The following is a 19,109-nucleotide window of genomic DNA, read 5'->3' on the forward strand; positions in this document are numbered from 1 at the left end:
AAGAAAAACTTATAAAGGAGTATTGCTATGTCATCTCTTTCCGAGTTTCATTTGCTTTCAGTTTTGGCTCAGGAAATGAATATGAGGAAAGCTGCTGAGAGATTGTTTGTATCTCAGCCTGCTCTTTCACAGCGGTTGCAAACCATTGAAAAGGAATGGGGAACACAACTTTTTCTTCGCTCTCAAAAAGGGCTGACTCTTACTCCGGCAGGAGAGTACGTTATTTCTTTTGTAAAAGAGGTTCTGGCAAAAGAAGAAAAAGTGCGCGAGTCCATACATGCCCTTAATACAGAAGTCCACGGTACTTTAAAAATCGCTGTTGCTTCGATCGTCGGGCAAAATTGGCTGCCACAAGTGCTAAAGAAATTTGTTAATCGTTACCCACATGCAAAAATATCGCTCATTACCGGATGGAGCAGCGAAATATTAAGAACGTTATATGAGGATCAAGTGCATATAGGAATTATTAGAGGGACTCCTGACTGGAAAGGAGTTAAAATTCATTTGTTTAAAGACAGCCTATATTTGGTCGATACCGAAATAACAAAGGCCGAGCAAGTTATTGAAACAGACAGGCCTTTTATTCAATTTAAAAGCGACTCAAATTATTATCAGGAAATTCAAGACTGGTGGCACCGCCAGTTTCAGACTGCTCCAAAACGGACGATTGTTGTTGACCAGATTGAAACATGCAAACAGATGACTTTCAACGGAATCGGTTATGCCATTTTACCGGCAATTACGTTAAATGGAGCTGAGAAAAATATTTTTAAAATCCCTCTTTTAGATGAACATAACGAACCAATCAAGAGGGATACATGGCTCCTTGGGTATGAATCAGCATTTCAATTAAAGCAGGTACAAGCTTTTGTAGATCTGATTATGGAACATATAAAAGAATCCGGGGAGGAATAATATTTAATTTAATAAAAAGAAATTTGAGAATAGTTTTTTACATTCTTCTTGTCTTCAATACTTTTGTTTGATAAAGTATTTTTTAGCATATACATAGAGGAGGACTTTCCGATGAAAATGATGGATGCCAACGAAATTATTTCATTCATTCAAAATAGCAAAAAAACTACACCGGTAAAAGTTTATGTAAAGGGTGATTTATCAGAAATTGATTTTGGCCCAAGTGCAAAGACTTTTATTAATGGCAACACTGGCGTTATTTTTGGCGAATGGAGTGAAATAAATCAAGCACTTGAAGCCAACCAAGCGAAAATTGAGGAATATGTTATTGAGAATGACCGCCGCAATTCTGCGATCCCTCTGTTAAATATGAAAAACATTAAAGCGCGGATTGAACCAGGTGCGATTATCCGTGACCAAGTTGAAATTGGCGACAATGCCGTCATCATGATGGGTGCAGTGATTAATATCGGTGCCGTTATTGGGGAAAAAACAATGATTGATATGAATGCTGTCCTCGGCGGCCGTGCAACAGTAGGTAAGAATTGCCACATTGGCGCAGGAGCTGTACTAGCCGGTGTTATTGAACCGCCTTCTGCAAAGCCTGTTGTCATTGAAGACGATGTTGTAATCGGAGCGAACGCTGTTGTATTGGAAGGCGTGACAGTCGGCAAAGGAGCGGTCGTTGCTGCCGGAGCAGTTGTCATCGACGATGTTCCACCGTATACAGTTGTGGCTGGAACACCTGCACGTGTGATTAAAGAAATCGATGAAAAGACGAAGTCAAAAACAGAAATTAAACAGGAACTTCGTCAATTATAAGAAGAGAAAAAACACAGCGAGCGTGGATCTTTTTATCCGCGCTTTTCTTTTAGGAGGGGACATGATGGTCAGTCCATTTGTAAAAATCCGCCGTGATTTGCATCAAATTCCGGAGCTCGGCTTTCAGGAATTTAAGACACAGCAGTATTTGCTAAACTATTTACAATCTTTGCCTCAAGAAGCAATTGAAATAAAAACATGGAGAACCGGAATTTTTGTAAAGGTTCATGGCAAAAATCCACGCAAAACGATTGGATACAGAACAGATATTGATGGGTTGCCGATTACGGAAGAAACGGAATTGCCATATCGATCAACTCATGAAGGAAAAATGCATGCTTGCGGCCATGATTTCCATATGAGCATTGCGTTGGGGCTCGTTACATATTTTGCAAACAATCCAATCGATGATCATCTATTATTTATTTTTCAGCCTGCGGAAGAAGGTCCCGGCGGCGCAGAGCCAATGCTTAAGTCCGAAATCATGCGGGAGTGGAAGCCGGATATCATTTTTGGCCTGCATATTGCACCTGAATATCCTGTAGGTACAATTGCAGTTAAAAAGGGACTTCTATTTGCAAACACCTCTGAATTGTTCATTGATTTGAAAGGAAAAGGAGGACATGCTGCTTATCCTCATCAAACGAATGATATGATTATAGCAGCTTGCTCGCTTGTTACACAGCTTCAAACGATTGTGGCAAGAAACGTTGATCCTCTTGATAGTGCCGTTATTACAATCGGCAAAATTACCGGTGGAACGGTGCAAAATATTATTGCTGAGAAAGCTAGACTGGAAGGGACAATCCGGACTCTTTCCGTCGACTCCATGAAAAAAGTGAAGAAGAGAATCTTGTCCTTAATAAAAAGTGTAGAAATAGGATACGAATGTGAAGTTAGCGTGGACTTCGGTTCAATGTACCATCAAGTCTATAATGAAGAAATAATTACGGAAGAATTTATGGATTTTATTAGAAATCATACGGATATTCAAGTTATCGAATGTAAAGAAGCAATGACTGGCGAGGATTTTGGCTATATGCTAAAAGAAATTCCGGGCTTCATGTTTTGGCTTGGTGTTGAGTCTGAGTACGGGCTCCATCATTCAAAATTAAATCCAAATGAAGCTGCAATTGAGAAAGCCATTTCTTTTCTCACGAAATACATTGAATATAAAGGGAACCGATAAGGGGCTGACTTATTGCTTTTAAGTCAGCCCTTTTCCGATCATGTTTGAAAAAAGCATTTTATTTTGAACCCCATAATTTTCGTGATAAACTATAATCGTGGAAAGAAGAAAATATTAACAGGCTCTAGTTTTATCATAAATAGAGAATATAAATGTGTGAAAAGGGATAAATAATTAATGTGCCCTTTATTCCTGATTAATAATTAATCTTTATTTAAAAAAATTATAATTTAATATTGACTAAAAATAAGCTTTGCACTATAATCATATTTGAAAGTAAGAAATGGGATAAGCCTTTAAGGTTTGCCCATTTAATAAATATAAATGGAGGGATTATTCATGCCAGAACGCATGGTAGGAAAACAAGCACCACGTTTTGAAATGGATGCAGTTATGCCAAACAAAGAATTTGGGAAAGTAAGCCTTGAGGAAAACATGAAAAAAGGTAAATGGACAGTTTTATTTTTCTATCCAATGGACTTCACATTTGTTTGCCCAACTGAAATTATTGCATTATCTGACCGCTACGATGAGTTTGAAGATCTTGATGCAGAAGTAATCGGCGTATCTACAGATACAATTCACACACACTTAGCATGGATTAAAACTGATCGCAAAGACAATGGTCTTGGAGACCTCAAATATCCATTAGCAGCTGATACAAACCATGTTGTTTCCCGTGAGTATGGTGTACTTATTGAAGAAGAAGGCGTTGCACTCCGCGGACTATTCATTATCAGCCCAGAAGGCGAGTTAATGTATTCTGTCATTCACCACAATAATATCGGCCGCGATGTAGATGAAACATTGCGTGTTCTTCAAGCTCTTCAAACTGGCGGACTTTGCCCTGCCAACTGGAGACCGGGACAAGCAACTTTAAACGTTTAATATCATTTTCAAATTAAAAAGGCCTAACCATTGCTGTTAGGCCTTTTATTAGATGAATTCTTTGGTACGTTCTTGATTTGTACAAGAAGGAGGAGAACGATAATGAAATTACGCGAACCTATGCCTGAGTTGAACGGTGCGACAGCATGGTTAAACGGAGAAGTTACAAGAGAGCAGCTTATTGGTGAAAAACCTACACTTATTCATTTCTGGTCAATCAGCTGCCATTTATGTAAAGAGGCTATGCCTCAGGTAAATCAATTTCGGGACGAATTTAAAGACAAACTAAATGTTGTTGCTGTCCATATGCCTCGTTCCGAAAATGACCTTGATATTGAAGACATTAAAAAAGTAGCAGCTGAGCACGAAATCACTCAGCCGATTTTCGTTGACAGCGAATTCAAACTGGCAGATGCATTTGAGAATCAATACGTACCTGCATATTATGTATTTGATAAAGATGGGAACCTTCGTCACTACCAGGCTGGCGGAGGCGGAATGAAAATGCTTGAGAAGCGCGTAAATCGCGTCCTAAGTGAAACAGGACAAAGTGCTTAGTAAAGGTTGGTCTATAGGCCAATCTTTTTTGTTTCTTCCTCTTAAACTGTGAAAAGCTGTAGGCATCATGTAACTTTTTTATAAGGTGTAACGTCTCTTATTGTAAAGAATGAAGGGACGTTGGCGATAAATGAAGTTATGGCGGTCTTTTTATTTGTTTATTTTGATTATTCTCTTACTTTCCGGCTGCAGCACCAATAGTGGCGAGGAAAAAAGTGAATACGGAAATATGTCTCCGGGTTCCGATGCTTTAACGAGTCAAGATATTGCCATGCAGGAAAAGGGAGAAGAGACAGCAGATTCAGTAGAGGAAGAAACAAACGATAAATCATTGGCGGCAACAGAGCGCATGGTTATTTATCATGCAGAGTTGAATTTGCGTGTTCAAGATTTTAACAAAGCCCAAGCGTCAATTGAAGAAAAGGCTAAGAAATACGGGGGATATATCGTTGATTCAAATGTCTACCGTGAAGGTAAAGGGCAGTTAGAAGGTACATTAACGCTCAGAATCCCAGAAGGTAAGTTTGAGGCATTTCTGAAAGATGCAGAAGGAGAGGCTGATGAAGTTCTGTTACGGCATGTCAGCGGCCAAGATGTAACGGAAGAATATGTAGATTTGGAGTCAAGATTACGATCAAAAAAAACGGTCGAAGAACGTTTGCTTGAATTCATGAAAAATGCCCAGAAGACTGAAGATTTATTGAAGATCTCAGCTGATTTATCAAAAGTGCAGGAGGAAATTGAACAATTAACAGGGAAAATAAAATATTATCAAAACCAGACTGCTTTTTCTACAGTTTCCATTGCTTTATATGAAAATAAAATTGTTATACCTGAATTTAAAAAAGAGGATTTAAATACATGGGAAAGAACGAAAAAGCAATTTGCCGAAAGCTTAAACCTTCTCTTAACAGCATTTTCTGGAATGACCGTCTTTATATTTGGAAACTTGCCGATTATATTGCTGATTGTGCTGGTAGGAATAGGTGTTTACTTGCTCGTGAAAAAACATAGGAGAAAAGGGAATCATCGAAAGGAGTAGCGTTAAAAATAATAAATACCGGCGCCCAGAAATAGGCGCCGGTATTTATTATACCTCCATAATAATCGGCAAGATCATTGGCCTGCGTTTTGTTTTTTCATATAGGAACGGTGCAAGCGTATCTGTAATTTCATTCTTGATTTCTGACCATAGAGTCGTTTTTCTTTCCATTACTTTGTTCAGATGTTTTGTAATTAATGTTTGGGCATCATTGATAAGGTCGCCCGATTCCCTCATATATACGAAACCGCGCGAAATGATATCAGGACCGGCTGCAATTTTAAAATCTTTCATATTAATGCTGACAACAACAACTACCAGTCCTTCTTCAGATAAAATACGGCGATCTCTTAAAACAATATTTCCTATATCACCGACACCGCTTCCGTCAATATATACAGAACCTGAAGGGATTTTTCCTGCTACTCTTGCTTCATCTTCGCTTAAAGCAAGAACTTCGCCGTTGTCCATAATAAAGCAGTTTTCCTCAGGTATTCCGCAGTCAACAGCAAGTTTTACATGCATTTTCTGCATCCGGTATTCCCCATGGATCGGCATAAAAAATTTAGGCTTCATTAAGCGCAGCATTAATTTTTGTTCTTCTTGACCACCATGTCCGGAGGTATGAATGTCATTTAACGATCCATGGATGACCTCCGCACCGGCACGGTAAAGAAGGTTGATTGTTCTGCTGACGCTAATCGTATTTCCCGGAATTGGAGAAGAAGAGAAGACGACAGTGTCTCCCGGAATAATTTGTATTTGGCGGTGTGTGCCATTGGCAATTCGTGAAAGGGCAGCCATTGGCTCTCCTTGGCTTCCGGTACAAAGAATGGTTACTTGGTTTGCAGGAAGGCGATTAATGTGCTGTGCGTCGATAAATGTATCTTTAGGCGCACGAATATAGCCCAAATCTCTGCCGATCTCAATAGCTGCTTCCATGCTCCGCCCAAATACGGCAATTTTCCTGCCATTCATGACAGCAGCTTCTGTTACTTGTTGAAGTCGATGGATGTTGGATGCAAAAGTCGCAAAAATGATTCGGCCATCTACTTTTCGGAAGATGTCTTGAATGCTTTCTCCGACGCGCCGTTCTGACATTGTGAAATTTGGAATTTCACTATTGGTACTGTCAGAGAGCAAGCAAAGTACGCCCTCTTTTCCGATTTCAGCCATTTTTGTTAAGTTTGCAGGCTCGCCAACTGGAGTAAAATCAAATTTAAAATCGCCTGTGTGAACAATTTGCCCTGGAGGCGTTTTAACGACAATCCCGTATGAATCAGGTATGCTGTGGGTAGTTCGGAAAAACGTAACGGATGTTTTCCGGAATTTAATGACGTCATCTTCTTTAATTTCATAAAGCTTTGCGTTTCTAAGAAGACCATGTTCTTCCAGTTTGTTTTTTATTAAGCCTAATGCCAATTTTCCACCGTAAATTGGAATATTTATTTCTCTGAGCAAGTAAGGAATTCCGCCGATATGGTCTTCATGTCCGTGTGTAACGAAAAGGCCTTTAATTTTGTCTTCATTCTTAATAAGGTATGTGTAATCAGGTATAACATAATCAATGCCCAGTAATTCGTCTTCAGGAAACTTGATCCCTGCATCGATAAGGATGATTTCATCCTGAAATTGAACCGCATACGTATTTTTGCCAATCTCCCCTAGGCCTCCCAGGGCGAACACGGCAGTTTGATCATTTTTTACAAATTTCATAAATTATTCAATCTCCAATACTTTAAAATCTTCTTTTTGTTGCTCATATTCTAAAAAATTTCCCGAAACAGGCTGTATAAATTCAATATTTATAGACCTGTCTGCCAGTTTCGATCGAACATCTCTTTCTGATTCAGCTTCAATATAAAGAGTTTTTGTTTTTTCCCTTACTGGTACTTGTGTGGTGGATTCTTGGTAAAATACTTTGAAAATCATTTGAATTCTCTCCTTACTCCGAAATAACTTTTTTATTATATAAGAAAATTTAGTACATTTCATGTTTATTGCCAGCATGATTTTTAGAAATGGAAAATTTGTTTGTATGTAAAGCAACTGATTATCAATTTACAATAAGGAAGGAGCCCTTCGCAAGCTTGAAGGGCTCAAATAAACATTTTAGGCAATTGATTTTTTACGAAGCAATTCTTTCCACTGTTTTAAGAGCTTTTTTCTGAGCTTCTTTAACATAGTGGATCAACTCCTTACTTCTTATTTTAAACAATCCTTGTCCAAAGTAAAGCAATCAAGGAAAATGTTTAAAAAGAATAATTTTTAAAAAGGGATTTTTATTATATTATATGATAAATCAATGGTATTTTTCATGGGGATAACTGGAATTCATCGTTTTCCCATGAACATATCTTCGAGGAAAGAAAGAAGAAAAATAGGTAAAAAGCTGCTGCGTATATTTTGATTCATTTAACTTAAAAAGAACCGGTTTTGAATGCCCGGTTCTTTTCTTTAATTGAAAATTTTTTATCGTTCAATAGGGATTGCGTTTTCAATTGGCTTGAACGGATTTTGTTTATCAATATGATCATAAAACATGATGCCGTTCAAATGATCAATTTCATGCTGAAACACAATAGCCGGCAAGCCTCTTAATCTCAGTTTAACTTCATTTCCATCAATATCATAACCTTTCACCGTAACGCGGGCATATCTAGGTACATAACCGGGGATGGATTCGTCAACAGATAGGCATCCTTCTCCGGATGTTAAATAAGCCCGTTCTACAGAATGGCTTACGATTTTTGGATTGAATAGAGCGTAACTGAAAAGAGCCCCTTTTTCATCATGGACATGGACAGCGATCATGCGCTTTGAAACATTTATTTGAGGTGCGGCGAGACCTATCCCCGGTCTCAATCCATACTGCGCTGAAATTTCCGGATTTTGGCTGTTTATTACATATTCCAACAAGCTTCTTAATATACGTTTATCCTCATCTGACGGCGGCATAGAGACTTCTTCAGCAACTTTTCGTAAAGTTGGATGCCCGTCGCGGATGATGTCTTCCATCGTTAACATAAATACACACTCCTTAAGGTACTGCAATACATATAAAAATAGCTTCTTACTTATAAATACGATATTAGTCTAACAAAGAAGGCAAAAAAAGTTAACAAAAAAGAGAAGATGCTAAGTACATCTTCCCATTCTTCCTATCAAGCCGCTTCCGCTTTTATTATTGTCCAGCTTCGCCTCCTATCCCCTCGAGGTCGCTTCGGTCCTGCCAACGAAGCCAAAAAACGGCTTCTTTTGTCAGGCCCTCCAGCGCTTGTCGGGGATAACCAGTCGGCTCAGCTTTTCTTAGTTCCAGCACGCACAGCCAACGATAATGAGGAGTATGAATAAAACAACGATTAACGCAAATCCTTTTCCGTGACAATGATCGTGACCGTAACAGTAACTTGGATAGCAACTATAACCGTATCCGTACATAAAGGAAAACCTCCCCTGAAATAGTATTTCGTCCAGAAAAGAAATCTATATCTGGCGACTACTATAGCCTATGAGTGTAAAAAAAACTTGTATAGGCCTGTGCCCAATCATAATTGAATTAGCAAGGAATACAATGGAAACATTTTCTGAATAAAGTATTCAAAAAATGAACGGAGGATTATAATAAAGCGAAAAGAAATTTTTATGAAAAGAAAAGGATCAGCCAATAGTGCTGGTTCTTTTTTATATGTCAACGAATTATTTTATTAATATAATTATATTACTTAATATGAATACTTACTTTATTATAACACATACATAATTCAGTAAAGTTTTATAGTACAGATTGTCATTTTATAATAATACAGTTTAGGAATTTAGTCGAAAATCATTACAAATATGAAAACGAAAAAAACTTATAATAAAGTATTTGACGAGTTTCTTTTTTATATGTACACTTAAAATGCATAGGGTTGTTGTATTAATGTTGTTTTAAAATAGATTGATACAGAATGAGAGAAATCGAGAAAATCATCATTGAACGTTTTTAAATAGGATATTTGTGGAAAACTGGATAGAGTGTCGTTTTTTAGATGTTCATTACAGAAAAGGAAAAATCCGGAATTTTACCGTCTGACAGCATGGTTCAACAGCCCGAAAGATTGTACAGGTATCTAATTAGCCTTATATTTGGGTAATCTATATTTGCATTTTTATAACTATCCATTTTAAATCTTTTTAAATGAAAGGAAGAGGTGGCGAAGAATGACTTCTAAAACAAAGAAGGACCTATTGGATGTTAAACATTCACTTGAAAAAATTGAGCAGCAGTTCGAAACGTTTCAAATTCTAAATGAAAACGGGGAAGTCGTAAATGAAGCAGCTATGCCGGATTTAAGCGATGAACAATTGCAAGAATTAATGCGCCGCATGGTTTATACACGAATCCTCGACCAGCGCTCCATTTCTTTAAATCGTCAAGGACGCTTAGGTTTTTATGCACCGACAGCCGGCCAGGAAGCTTCCCAGCTTGCTTCCCAGTTCGCCTTAGAAAAAGAAGACTTTATTTTGCCTGGTTACCGTGATGTTCCGCAAATCATTTGGCATGGACTGCCGCTATATCAAGCTTTCTTATGGTCCCGCGGACATTTTCAAGGAGGACAAATTCCTGAGGGAGTTAATGTCATTGCTCCACAAATTATTATAGGTGCCCAATACATTCAGGCTGCAGGCGTTGCACTTGGCATGAAAAAACGCGGAGCTAAATCTGTTGCCATTACTTATACAGGTGACGGCGGTGCTTCACAAGGCGATTTCTACGAAGGAATAAACTTTGCCGGTGCTTTCAAGGTTCCAGCTATTTTTATTGTACAAAATAACCGTTTTGCGATTTCTACACCTGTTGAAAAACAGTCTGCAGCAAGAACAATTGCGCAAAAAGCCGTTGCAGCCGGAATTCCGGGAATTCAAGTAGATGGAATGGATCCACTGGCAGTCTACGTGGCTGTCCGGGATGCCCGTGAACGTGCTATTAACGGAGAAGGTCCTACTCTTATTGAAACATTAACATATCGTTACGGTCCGCACACAATGGCCGGAGATGATCCAACTCGTTATCGTACATCTGATTTAGACAGCGAATGGGAAAAGAAAGATCCGCTTGTTCGTTTCCGCAAGTTCTTGGAAAACAAAGGAATCTGGAACGAAGAAATGGAAAATGAAGTAATTGAAAAAGCGAAAGAAGATATTAAAGAGGCGATCAAAAAGGCCGATGAAGCGCCAAAACAAAAGGTGACTGACTTAATGTCTATTATGTACGAAGAGATGCCTGCCTATTTAAAAGAACAATATGAAATTTATAAAGAAAAGGAGTCGAAGTAAGCCATGGGGCAAATGACAATGATTCAAGCAATCACGGATGCGTTACGCACAGAAATGAGAAATGATCCGAATGTATTAGTATTCGGTGAAGATGTGGGCGTAAACGGCGGTGTTTTCCGTGCAACAGAAGGCCTTCAGAAAGAATTTGGCGAAGACCGCGTGTTTGATACTCCGCTGGCTGAATCCGGAATCGGCGGACTCGCGATCGGACTTGGTTTACAAGGCTTCCGTCCGGTTGCTGAAATTCAGTTTTTCGGTTTTGTATACGAAGTAATGGATTCGATTAGCGGTCAAATGGCCCGAATGCGTTATCGTTCCGGAGGCCGATACAATGCCCCTATTACAATTCGTTCGCCTTTTGGGGGCGGAGTGCATACTCCGGAACTTCATGCTGACAGCTTAGAAGGATTAGTAGCACAGCAGCCTGGTTTAAAAGTTGTCATCCCTTCTACTCCTTATGATGCCAAAGGCTTATTAATCTCTGCTATTCGTGATAATGATCCGGTTATTTTTCTTGAGCACATGAAATTATACCGCTCATTCCGACAAGAAGTACCTGAAGAGGAATACATCATTCCATTAGGTAAAGCTGATATTAAAAGAGAAGGTTCTGATTTATCCATAATTACGTATGGGGCAATGGTACATGAATCACTAAAAGCTGCTGAAGAGCTTGAAAAAGAAGGCTACTCCGCAGAGGTGATTGACTTACGGACAATTGTACCTCTCGATATTGAAACAATCATTTCATCAGTGGAAAAAACCGGTCGAGCAATCGTTGTACAAGAAGCTCAAAAACAAGCAGGAATTGCAGCAAACGTTGTTGCAGAGATTAACGACAGAGCCATTCTTAGCCTGGAAGCTCCTGTATTGCGCGTAACAGCTCCTGATACAGTATACCCATTCCCGCAAGCGGAATCTGTATGGCTTCCAAACTATAAAGACATCATTGAAACAGCGAAAAAAGTATTGACTTTTTAATTAATCGAATCGTGATGGAAAGAAAAGGGGCATGAACGGATTGCCCCTGTGTACGTAATATAACGAAGTTGCAAATTAAGCAACGTGAACTTAGGAGGGTGATTCCAAGTGGCATTCGAATTTAAATTGCCTGACATTGGTGAAGGTATTCATGAAGGTGAAATCGTCAAATGGTTTGTTAAGCAAGGTGACAAAGTTCAGGAAGATGATGTTTTATGTGAAGTGCAAAATGATAAAGCAGTAGTAGAAATTCCTTCTCCAGTTACAGGTACGGTTGAAAAAATATTAGTTGAAGAAGGTGCTGTGGCAACTGTCGGACAAGTTTTAATCACATTTGATGCACCCGGCTATGAAAATTTAAAATTTAAAGGCGATGACCATGAAGAAGCGCCAAAGAAAGAAGAAAAAACAGAAGCTCAAGTGCAATCAACATTAGAATCAGGACAGGATATTAAAAAAGAAGCGGCTCAAAAGCAAGAATCGCAAGGTGCAGCAGAGTCTCCTGTACAGACAGAGGTTGATCCGAACCGCCGTGTGATCGCAATGCCTTCTGTTCGCAAATATGCTCGTGATAAAGGTGTAGATATTCGTCTTGTTGCAGGTTCCGGTAAAAATGGACGTGTCTTAAAAGAAGATATTGATTCGTTCTTAAGCGGCGGCCAGGCTAAAGCTGAATCTAAAGCACCAAAAGCTGATCATCCAGCTGCACCGCAAACAGAAGCAATAGCAGCTCCAACTGTTCCGCAAGGTCAATATCCGGAAACACGAGAAAAAATGAGCGGAATTCGCAGGGCGATCGCCAAAGCGATGGTAAATTCTAAACATACAGCGCCACATGTAACACTAATGGATGAAGTGGATGTAACAAAACTTGTTGCCCACCGCAAGAAATTCAAAGAAATTGCAGCAGAAAAAGGAATTAAGCTTACATTCCTTCCTTACGTTGTAAAAGCATTAACGAGTGCTTTACGGGAATATCCGGTATTAAATACTTCACTTGACGACGAAGCAGAAGAGATTATCTATAAGCATTATTACAATATCGGAATAGCTGCAGATACAGACAGAGGTTTATTAGTTCCCGTTGTAAAAGATGCTGACCGCAAATCAGTATTCACTATTTCAAAAGAAATTAACGAATTAGCAGCTAAAGCCCGTGAAGGAAAATTGACACCGGATGAAATGAAAGGCGCTTCATGTACAATTACTAATATCGGGTCTGCCGGCGGTCAATGGTTTACACCGGTTATTAACCATCCTGAAGTTGCCATTCTTGGAATCGGCCGAATCGCTGAAAAACCTGTAGTAAAAGATGGTGAAATTGTTGCAGCACCAGTATTGGCACTATCGTTAAGCTTTGACCACAGAATTATTGACGGGGCAACTGCTCAACATGCACTAAACCACATTAAGCGTTTGTTGAACGATCCTGAACTTTTGTTAATGGAGGCGTAAAAAATGGTAGTAGGAGATTTCCCTATTGAAACAGAAACTCTCGTCATTGGAGCAGGTCCAGGCGGGTATGTAGCTGCAATTCGTGCAGCACAGCTTGGACAAAAGGTTACAATTGTTGAGAAAGGAACCGTTGGCGGTGTATGCTTAAATGTAGGATGTATTCCTTCAAAAGCTTTGATTTCTGCAGGACACCGTTATGAAGCAGCAAAACAGTCCGATTCAATCGGAATTATTGCCGAGAATGTGAAAGTAGATTTCTCAAAAGTTCAAGAATGGAAAGCATCGGTTGTTAAAAAGCTGACAGGCGGTGTTGAAGGCCTGTTAAAAGGGAATAAAGTTGATATTGTGCAAGGAGAAGCATATTTTGTAGATGCAAATACCGTCCGTGTCATGGATGAAAATTCAGCCCAAACTTATAAATTCAAAAATGCTATTATCGCTACCGGTTCACGTCCAATTGAATTGCCTTCTATTAAATTTTCAAAACGTGTACTTGATTCCACTGGTGCTTTGAGTCTTCAGGAGATTCCAAATAAAATTGTCGTAATCGGCGGCGGATATATTGGAATTGAATTGGGCGGGGCATATGCAAGCTTCGGCTCTCAAGTAACAATTCTTGAAGCTGCAGATGATATTTTACATGGATTCGAAAAACAAATGACTGCACTTGTTAAGCGCAACCTTAAGAAAAAAGGTGCAGAAATAATCACAAAAGCAATGGCAAAAGGTGTTGAGGAAACAGAAAACAGTGTCGTCGTAACGTACGAAGTGAAGGGCGAAGAGAAAAGCATCGAGGCTGATTATGTATTTGTCATGGTTGGCCGCCGTCCAAACACTGATGAACTAGGATTAGAACAAGCAGGAATTGAAGTGAATGAAAAAGGCATTATTAAAACTGATAAACAATGCCGCACTTCTGTAAGCAATATTTTTGCAATAGGCGATGTTGCTGAAGGCCTTGATTTAGCTCATAAAGCATCATACGAAGGAAAAATTGCTGCTGAAGTAATTGCCGGCCACAACTCAGAAATCGATTATCTTGGGATTCCTTCAGTTGTCTTTTCAGACCCTGAACTGGCTTCTGTTGGATACACAGAAAGTCAAGCGAAAGAAGAAGGAATTGAAGTTATCGCAGCGAGATTCCCATTTGGGGCAAACGGCCGCGCTCTTTCACTGAACAGCAGTGAAGGATTTATGAAACTCGTTACTCGTAAAGAAGACGGACTAGTCATCGGTGCGCAAATTGCCGGACCGAGCGCTTCTGATATGATTGCTGAATTGGGTCTTGCGATTGAGGCTGGAATGACAGCTGAAGACCTCGCCATGACAATTCACGCGCATCCGACTTTAGGCGAAATTACAATGGAAGCCGCAGAAGTAGCTTTAGGAACACCAATCCATATTTTAAAATAACTAAATCAAAAAAAATCCTTTTCCGAGCGGAAAAGGATTTTTTTACATTTAAGTCAGAAATTCAGTTCATTATTTTACAATTCATATATTGAAAATATCTTGTACTGCTTCTACATATATTACCTATACAAGCAGTATTCATTGGTTGTGTAAACGAAGTTAAAAACGGTGGTGCATTATGAAGATATATACTGTTATTTTAGTACAGCTAATATTATGGAGCGGGTACACTTTTATGGAATGGCTTTCAAAGCGCGATCAGCCGATTTACAATGTATTGATGTTTTTAGTGTTTTTTTATTTGGCCATTATTGCAGGAAATTTTATTATGAAATCGGCGAAAAAAACGCTTCTAGTTACTTTATTAAGCCTGGTACTATATGGCGCATTTCAAATTACGATGCAGTTGATAAGCACTCTTTTGTTTATTACTTTCTTGGATAATAGTACATAATTCGTCCATTAAATAAATGCAGTTCCCCTTGCAGCTTCTTAGCAATGAATTTGCAAAACTCATTTGCCTTTCCTTTATCACCGAATGTTGAGCTCTCAGGAAGAGTTATTTGTATGTATGTTTGTTCCATTTTTGTTCCGTCACTATTAACAATTGTTTCTTTATCAACCCCGAATATGATTGTATGATAGCGGTCATGGTTGGAATATAAATAAAACCATTTACCTTTTCCCTCTTCATTTTCTTTAATTTCATAAGGAAATGCGGCATCCTCATATTGCCAATCGAGCTGTTCGCCGGTTTTTGAAGTAATGTTTTGATAATAAAGAAGGAGTTCTTTTACTTCATCTAATGTAATATCCATTTTCACTGATGAAGGAACAAGCTTAATATATGCATTCGTTGCCATCATCCATCCCCCTAATGCTCACAATTTATTAATTGCTAATATCCATTCTAGCTTGATTAAAATTGCCTGACAACTTAATAAAAAATTGATTTAAGAAAATTTGGTTGTCAAAAGCAAGATTTTGAATTATAATAATTTTCTAATTATATAAAAAAAGGAGGTATGTTATGAGAATTTTCGAAAAACTTTATGATGAATTCGAAAATGTGAAAGTTCGATTTGTTGGGTTTGCGACTGATCAGGCACGTTATGACTTTGGAATAGTGTATACGAATATGTTTTTCGGAAAACCGCTTTTTGTCTGCATGCAAACAGGCCGCTCAGCCCTCCTTGAACCAAGAGACCTCGAAGACACAGATTATCTCATGAAGACTTTCCGTATTCAGGATGAACAACAAGTTGCTGATTTAGTGGAATTTTTCCAAGAAGCCTTGCCGACTGCACCTTTCGAACCTCAATATGAATAACAAAAAAACAGGTCTTATTAGGCCTGTTTTTCATAAATAGGTTATACTAATTGAAAAATTAAATAGTAAACAAAAAAATATAAATAAAAAAATACAATTTTCGTTAATAATGTTACATAAATAGGGCTTGAAATTTTAAATGTGTTATATTATTATTCTATTAAAGATATTGAAGCGCTTTCAGAATTCGATTAACTTCATTAAGAAGGGGAGATCAAAAAATGGGAACAATTGTATGCCAAACATGTAACTCCACTATTGACCATTTTGAAGCAGAGAAAGTTACTGTTCTTTATTCAATAAACTGTAATTGTTGCGATAAAGAGAACGAAGATCAAGAATAATAGATTGATTGTTTAAAAGCATGTGAAATAAATTTCACGTGTTTTTTTTATCATGAAAAAAAACCTTCCGTGGACTGGAAGGTTTTTTTGCTTTTAAGAAAGTTAAATTTTGTTAAAGCGGAAAAGCGTCGTTGCAGGAGCGCAATCGCTGTCGGGGCTAACAAAGGAGGCTTGCGCTTTTCTTAACCTAAAAGTTTAACGGATGGCTTTATGTTCTTTTATTACTCTTAATGTTTTTAGTTCATAATCTTCAGGCCCTTGGACCGGGAGGCCGGCCTCTATGTTCTTTTTAATATAAAGAAGGTTTTCTTTTGTAATTATTTCTCCAGGGATAAAGATTGGAATTCCCGGTGGATAAACCATGACAAATTCGGCAATAATCCGTCCTTCCGATTCTTCAAAAGGTACAACTTCTGTTTCTGCATAAAATGCATCTCTCGGTGTTAAAGCAAGAACCGGAATATCGGGAAGCATGACTTGAACCTTCATTTTTTCAGCTTGATGTTGAAATTCTTTTGACAGCTCCTTCAAAGCTTTAAGAAGAACTTGTGCTTCTTTTTCAGTATCCCCTGGAGTAACAATGCAAAGAATATTGTATAAATCTGATAATTCAACTTCAATATTAAATTTTTCCCTTAACCATTTTTCAGCATCATATCCGGTTATTCCTAAATCTTTAACAGAAATAGTCAATTTTGTCGGATCATAATCAAATGTTGCTTTTGAACCAAGGATTTCATCGCCTACACAATATAAGTGTTCAATTTCATTTATTTTTTTTCGCATTGATTGTGCAAGCTCAATCGTCTTATCCAACAATTGTTTTCCCTCTGTGGCAAGTCTCTTTCTCGCTACATCTAAGGAAGCAAGGAGTAAATAAGAAGTCGATGTTGTTGTCAACATGCTCAAAATCGATTGAACTCTTTTCGGAGAAATAAGACCTTCACGTACGTTCAGGATGGAACTTTGAGTCATTGAACCTCCAAGTTTATGAACGCTTGACGCTGCCATGTCTGCACCTGCCTGCATAGCCGAGAGAGGCAGATCATCATGGAAATGGATATGAGTACCATGGGCCTCATCAACAAGAACAGGAACATTATATTCATGCGCAATCGAAACGATTTCTTTTAAATCGGCAACCATACCGAAATAAGTAGGATTAATCACAAGTACGCCTTTTGCATCCGGATGCTGCTCGAGAGCCTTTGCTACTGCTTCTGTTGTAATTCCGTGCGAAATTCCGAGGTTTTCATCAATTTCCGGGTGAATAAAAATAGGGACAGCTCCTGAGAAAACAATCGCAGACATTACAGATTTATGGACGTTTCTAGGAACGATAATTTTATCGCCGGGTCCGCAAACCGACATAACCATTGTCATAATTACACCACTAGTTCCTTGCACAGAGAAAAATGTATGATCCGCTCCAAATGCTTCAGCGGCAAGATCCTGGGCTTCCTTTATAATTCCTTTAGGCTGATGGAGATCATCAAGAGGCCCGATATTTATTAAATCAATTGATAATGCATTATCTCCTATAAAATTCCGAAATTCCGGGTCGATTCCGGCACCTTTTTTATGTCCGGGAATATGAAATTGAACCGGATTTTTTTTGGCATGTTGTATTAAACCGCTAAATAACGGTGTATGAGATTGATGCAATGTTGTCACACCTCTTTATTTATAATCAATGAAGAAAAAGTCATAAAACATATGAATTATAGCATCTATCACTTTCTTTGCAAAGGGAGAAAGTTGTAAAATCAGCTGTTATTTTTCACCTTTAAAGAAAGGTCGTTTTAGTTTTTGAAATAGACAGGAAAATAACACGAAAGTATCGAATAACTTCACTAAGAATTGATTGGAGGATAAAGAATGAATTGGAATACTAGAGTTACTGACTTATTGAACATTCAATATCCAATTATACAGGGTGGATTAGCTTATTTAGCTTATTCAGAGTTGGCTGCGGCAGTTTCAAATGCCGGAGGATTAGGGCAAATTACTGCTATGTCACTCGGAAGCCCACAAGCTTTAAAAGAAGAAATTCAAAAGGTAAGAGCTTTAACAGATAAACCTTTTGGTGTAAACTTTGCAATCGGGCAGCATGGCAGACCGTTTTCTGATATGCTCGAAGTTGCAATACAAGAACAGGTTCCGGTTATCTCCATGACAGGCGGAAATCCGGCACCTATTTTTGAACAATTGAAAGGAACGAATATAAAAAAACTTGTACTTGTTGCTGCAAAGAGACAGGCACAGAAAGCAGAAGAGCTGGGTGCTGATGCCATTATGGTAGTTGGACATGAAGGAGGCGGCCACCTCGGCAGAAATGATATTGGAACGATGGTTCTCGTTCCTCAAGTTGTCGATGCAGTCAGTATTCCAGTCATTGCATCTGGTGGAATTGGCGACGGAAGAGGACTTATGGCTGCACTCAGTCTTGGGGCAGAAGGAATTGAAATGGGCACAAGATTTATTGCAACAAAAGAATGTGTCCATGCACATGTAAAATATAAAAAACAGCTGGTAGACGGTACGGAAAATGATACGGTTGTTATTAAGAGGTCTTTAGGTGCTCCTGCAAGAGCCATCTTAAATTCATGGACTGAAAAGATTTTAGAAATTGAAAAAGAAAACGGAGGCTATGAAGCATTAAAGGACTATATAAGCGGAACAGCGAACAAACGATTTATATATGAAGGAAATATAGATGAAGGTTTTGCATGGGCAGGTCAAGTTATGGGGCTGATTAAAGACATTCCATCAGTTAAGGAGCTTATTGATCGGATGATTCGGGAAGGAGAAGAAATCCGTAAACGGTGGATTGATTAAACCGATTTAAAA

Annotated in this window: 20 protein-coding genes; 14 read left to right on the plus strand and 6 right to left on the minus strand. The window is 38.5% G+C overall.

Going from position 1 to position 19,109, the window contains the following annotated elements; translation table 11 throughout:
- Positions 1-27: 27 nt before the first annotated feature.
- From C0966_RS03015 to C0966_RS03040, 6 genes are all read left to right on the plus strand, one after another.
- Entirely contained in the window at positions 28-915 is an 888-nt protein-coding gene (locus tag C0966_RS03015; protein ID WP_274853719.1) for a LysR family transcriptional regulator, read from the plus strand.
- Positions 916-1,026: 111 nt separating this feature from the next.
- Complete coding sequence (gene dapD, locus C0966_RS03020; RefSeq protein ID WP_274853720.1) at positions 1,027-1,737, plus strand: 2,3,4,5-tetrahydropyridine-2,6-dicarboxylate N-acetyltransferase; 711 nt, start codon at positions 1,027-1,029, stop codon at positions 1,735-1,737.
- Between the two features lie 61 nt (positions 1,738-1,798).
- The gene (locus tag C0966_RS03025; RefSeq protein WP_274853721.1) at positions 1,799-2,926 is read left to right on the plus strand and encodes an N-acetyldiaminopimelate deacetylase; all 1,128 of its coding nucleotides are present in this window, start codon (positions 1,799-1,801) and stop codon (positions 2,924-2,926) included.
- A gap of 339 nt (positions 2,927-3,265) precedes the next feature.
- Positions 3,266-3,814 (plus strand): peroxiredoxin, encoded by a 549-nt coding sequence (locus C0966_RS03030; RefSeq protein WP_003350402.1) that lies wholly within the window; start codon positions 3,266-3,268, stop codon positions 3,812-3,814.
- 102 nt (positions 3,815-3,916) lie between these two features.
- The gene (locus tag C0966_RS03035) at positions 3,917-4,372 is read left to right on the plus strand and encodes a TlpA family protein disulfide reductase (RefSeq protein ID WP_274853722.1); all 456 of its coding nucleotides are present in this window, start codon (positions 3,917-3,919) and stop codon (positions 4,370-4,372) included.
- A gap of 130 nt (positions 4,373-4,502) precedes the next feature.
- Positions 4,503-5,414: a DUF4349 domain-containing protein gene (locus C0966_RS03040; protein ID WP_274853723.1), complete on the plus strand. Its 912-nt coding sequence runs from the start codon at positions 4,503-4,505 to the stop codon at positions 5,412-5,414.
- Between the two features lie 48 nt (positions 5,415-5,462).
- On the opposite strand, the gene rnjA is transcribed toward C0966_RS03040, so the two are convergent.
- The 4 genes from rnjA to C0966_RS03060 all read right to left on the minus strand — a co-directional run bounded on the left by rnjA (position 5,463) and on the right by C0966_RS03060 (position 8,855).
- Positions 5,463-7,130 carry a ribonuclease J1 gene (rnjA, locus tag C0966_RS03045; RefSeq protein WP_274853724.1) on the minus strand — a complete coding sequence of 556 codons (1,668 nt, stop codon included), beginning with the start codon at positions 7,128-7,130 and terminating at the stop codon, positions 5,463-5,465.
- A 3-nt stretch (positions 7,131-7,133) separates the two neighbouring features.
- Entirely contained in the window at positions 7,134-7,346 is a 213-nt protein-coding gene (locus tag C0966_RS03050) for a DNA-dependent RNA polymerase subunit epsilon (RefSeq protein ID WP_274853725.1), read from the minus strand.
- 540 nt (positions 7,347-7,886) lie between these two features.
- Complete coding sequence (gene def, locus C0966_RS03055) at positions 7,887-8,441, minus strand: peptide deformylase (protein ID WP_274853726.1); 555 nt, start codon at positions 8,439-8,441, stop codon at positions 7,887-7,889.
- Between the two features lie 282 nt (positions 8,442-8,723).
- Positions 8,724-8,855 carry a YjcZ family sporulation protein gene (locus C0966_RS03060; protein WP_274853727.1) on the minus strand — a complete coding sequence of 44 codons (132 nt, stop codon included), beginning with the start codon at positions 8,853-8,855 and terminating at the stop codon, positions 8,724-8,726.
- 765 nt (positions 8,856-9,620) lie between these two features.
- Here C0966_RS03060 and pdhA point away from each other — a divergent pair.
- From pdhA to C0966_RS03085, 5 genes are all read left to right on the plus strand, one after another.
- The gene (gene pdhA / locus C0966_RS03065) at positions 9,621-10,736 is read left to right on the plus strand and encodes a pyruvate dehydrogenase (acetyl-transferring) E1 component subunit alpha (protein ID WP_274853728.1); all 1,116 of its coding nucleotides are present in this window, start codon (positions 9,621-9,623) and stop codon (positions 10,734-10,736) included.
- A gap of 3 nt (positions 10,737-10,739) precedes the next feature.
- Entirely contained in the window at positions 10,740-11,717 is a 978-nt protein-coding gene (locus C0966_RS03070) for an alpha-ketoacid dehydrogenase subunit beta (protein WP_274853729.1), read from the plus strand.
- A 108-nt stretch (positions 11,718-11,825) separates the two neighbouring features.
- Positions 11,826-13,172 (plus strand): dihydrolipoamide acetyltransferase family protein, encoded by a 1,347-nt coding sequence (locus tag C0966_RS03075; RefSeq protein ID WP_274853730.1) that lies wholly within the window; start codon positions 11,826-11,828, stop codon positions 13,170-13,172.
- 3 nt (positions 13,173-13,175) lie between these two features.
- Positions 13,176-14,585 (plus strand): dihydrolipoyl dehydrogenase, encoded by a 1,410-nt coding sequence (lpdA, locus tag C0966_RS03080; RefSeq protein ID WP_274853731.1) that lies wholly within the window; start codon positions 13,176-13,178, stop codon positions 14,583-14,585.
- 178 nt (positions 14,586-14,763) lie between these two features.
- A complete protein-coding gene (locus C0966_RS03085; RefSeq protein WP_274853732.1) occupies positions 14,764-15,039 on the plus strand; it encodes a hypothetical protein in 276 nt (91 codons plus the stop codon).
- Here C0966_RS03085 and C0966_RS03090 read toward each other — a convergent pair.
- The gene (locus C0966_RS03090; protein WP_274853733.1) at positions 15,014-15,448 is read right to left on the minus strand and encodes a DUF1885 family protein; all 435 of its coding nucleotides are present in this window, start codon (positions 15,446-15,448) and stop codon (positions 15,014-15,016) included. The genes C0966_RS03085 and C0966_RS03090 overlap by 26 nt on opposite strands.
- A gap of 167 nt (positions 15,449-15,615) precedes the next feature.
- Between C0966_RS03090 and C0966_RS03095 the strand changes: the two genes are divergently transcribed.
- Together C0966_RS03095 and C0966_RS03100 are read left to right on the plus strand one after the other, a co-directional pair.
- On the plus strand, positions 15,616-15,915 hold the full coding sequence (locus C0966_RS03095; protein ID WP_274853734.1) for a DUF3055 domain-containing protein: 300 nt from the start codon (positions 15,616-15,618) through the stop codon (positions 15,913-15,915).
- A 221-nt stretch (positions 15,916-16,136) separates the two neighbouring features.
- On the plus strand, positions 16,137-16,259 hold the full coding sequence (locus tag C0966_RS03100; protein ID WP_274853735.1) for a GapA-binding peptide SR1P: 123 nt from the start codon (positions 16,137-16,139) through the stop codon (positions 16,257-16,259).
- A 195-nt stretch (positions 16,260-16,454) separates the two neighbouring features.
- Here C0966_RS03100 and C0966_RS03105 read toward each other — a convergent pair whose 3' ends face one another.
- A complete protein-coding gene (locus tag C0966_RS03105; RefSeq protein WP_274853736.1) occupies positions 16,455-17,924 on the minus strand; it encodes an aminotransferase class I/II-fold pyridoxal phosphate-dependent enzyme in 1,470 nt (489 codons plus the stop codon).
- Between the two features lie 213 nt (positions 17,925-18,137).
- Here C0966_RS03105 and C0966_RS03110 point away from each other — a divergent pair, with 213 nt between their 5' ends.
- Positions 18,138-19,097: an NAD(P)H-dependent flavin oxidoreductase gene (locus C0966_RS03110; RefSeq protein ID WP_274853737.1), complete on the plus strand. Its 960-nt coding sequence runs from the start codon at positions 18,138-18,140 to the stop codon at positions 19,095-19,097.
- Positions 19,098-19,109 lie beyond the last annotated feature (12 nt).

Origin of the sequence: Bacillus methanolicus (assembly GCF_028888695.1) — a bacterium.
GTDB classification, from domain to species: Bacteria; Bacillota; Bacilli; order Bacillales; family Cytobacillaceae; genus Bacillus_Z; species Bacillus_Z methanolicus_B.

Excerpts from the sequence above, each read along its gene's own strand:
- lpdA (WP_274853731.1), top strand. The coding sequence starts at position 13,176 with ATGGTAGTAGGAGATTTCCCTATTGAAACAGAAACTCTCGTCATTGGA.
- dapD (WP_274853720.1), top strand. The coding sequence starts at position 1,027 with ATGAAAATGATGGATGCCAACGAAATTATTTCATTCATTCAAAATAGC.
- C0966_RS03085 (WP_274853732.1), top strand. The coding sequence starts at position 14,764 with ATGAAGATATATACTGTTATTTTAGTACAGCTAATATTATGGAGCGGG.
- C0966_RS03060 (WP_274853727.1), bottom strand. The coding sequence starts at position 8,855 with ATGTACGGATACGGTTATAGTTGCTATCCAAGTTACTGTTACGGTCAC.
- C0966_RS03030 (WP_003350402.1), top strand. The coding sequence starts at position 3,266 with ATGCCAGAACGCATGGTAGGAAAACAAGCACCACGTTTTGAAATGGAT.
- C0966_RS03025 (WP_274853721.1), top strand. The coding sequence starts at position 1,799 with ATGATGGTCAGTCCATTTGTAAAAATCCGCCGTGATTTGCATCAAATT.
- def (WP_274853726.1), bottom strand. The coding sequence starts at position 8,441 with ATGTTAACGATGGAAGACATCATCCGCGACGGGCATCCAACTTTACGA.
- C0966_RS03050 (WP_274853725.1), bottom strand. The coding sequence starts at position 7,346 with ATGATTTTCAAAGTATTTTACCAAGAATCCACCACACAAGTACCAGTA.
- C0966_RS03110 (WP_274853737.1), top strand. The coding sequence starts at position 18,138 with ATGAATTGGAATACTAGAGTTACTGACTTATTGAACATTCAATATCCA.
- C0966_RS03015 (WP_274853719.1), top strand. The coding sequence starts at position 28 with ATGTCATCTCTTTCCGAGTTTCATTTGCTTTCAGTTTTGGCTCAGGAA.
- C0966_RS03095 (WP_274853734.1), top strand. The coding sequence starts at position 15,616 with ATGAGAATTTTCGAAAAACTTTATGATGAATTCGAAAATGTGAAAGTT.
- C0966_RS03090 (WP_274853733.1), bottom strand. The coding sequence starts at position 15,448 with ATGGCAACGAATGCATATATTAAGCTTGTTCCTTCATCAGTGAAAATG.
- C0966_RS03070 (WP_274853729.1), top strand. The coding sequence starts at position 10,740 with ATGGGGCAAATGACAATGATTCAAGCAATCACGGATGCGTTACGCACA.
- rnjA (WP_274853724.1), bottom strand. The coding sequence starts at position 7,130 with ATGAAATTTGTAAAAAATGATCAAACTGCCGTGTTCGCCCTGGGAGGC.
- C0966_RS03040 (WP_274853723.1), top strand. The coding sequence starts at position 4,503 with ATGAAGTTATGGCGGTCTTTTTATTTGTTTATTTTGATTATTCTCTTA.
- C0966_RS03100 (WP_274853735.1), top strand. The coding sequence starts at position 16,137 with ATGGGAACAATTGTATGCCAAACATGTAACTCCACTATTGACCATTTT.
- pdhA (WP_274853728.1), top strand. The coding sequence starts at position 9,621 with ATGACTTCTAAAACAAAGAAGGACCTATTGGATGTTAAACATTCACTT.
- C0966_RS03035 (WP_274853722.1), top strand. The coding sequence starts at position 3,917 with ATGAAATTACGCGAACCTATGCCTGAGTTGAACGGTGCGACAGCATGG.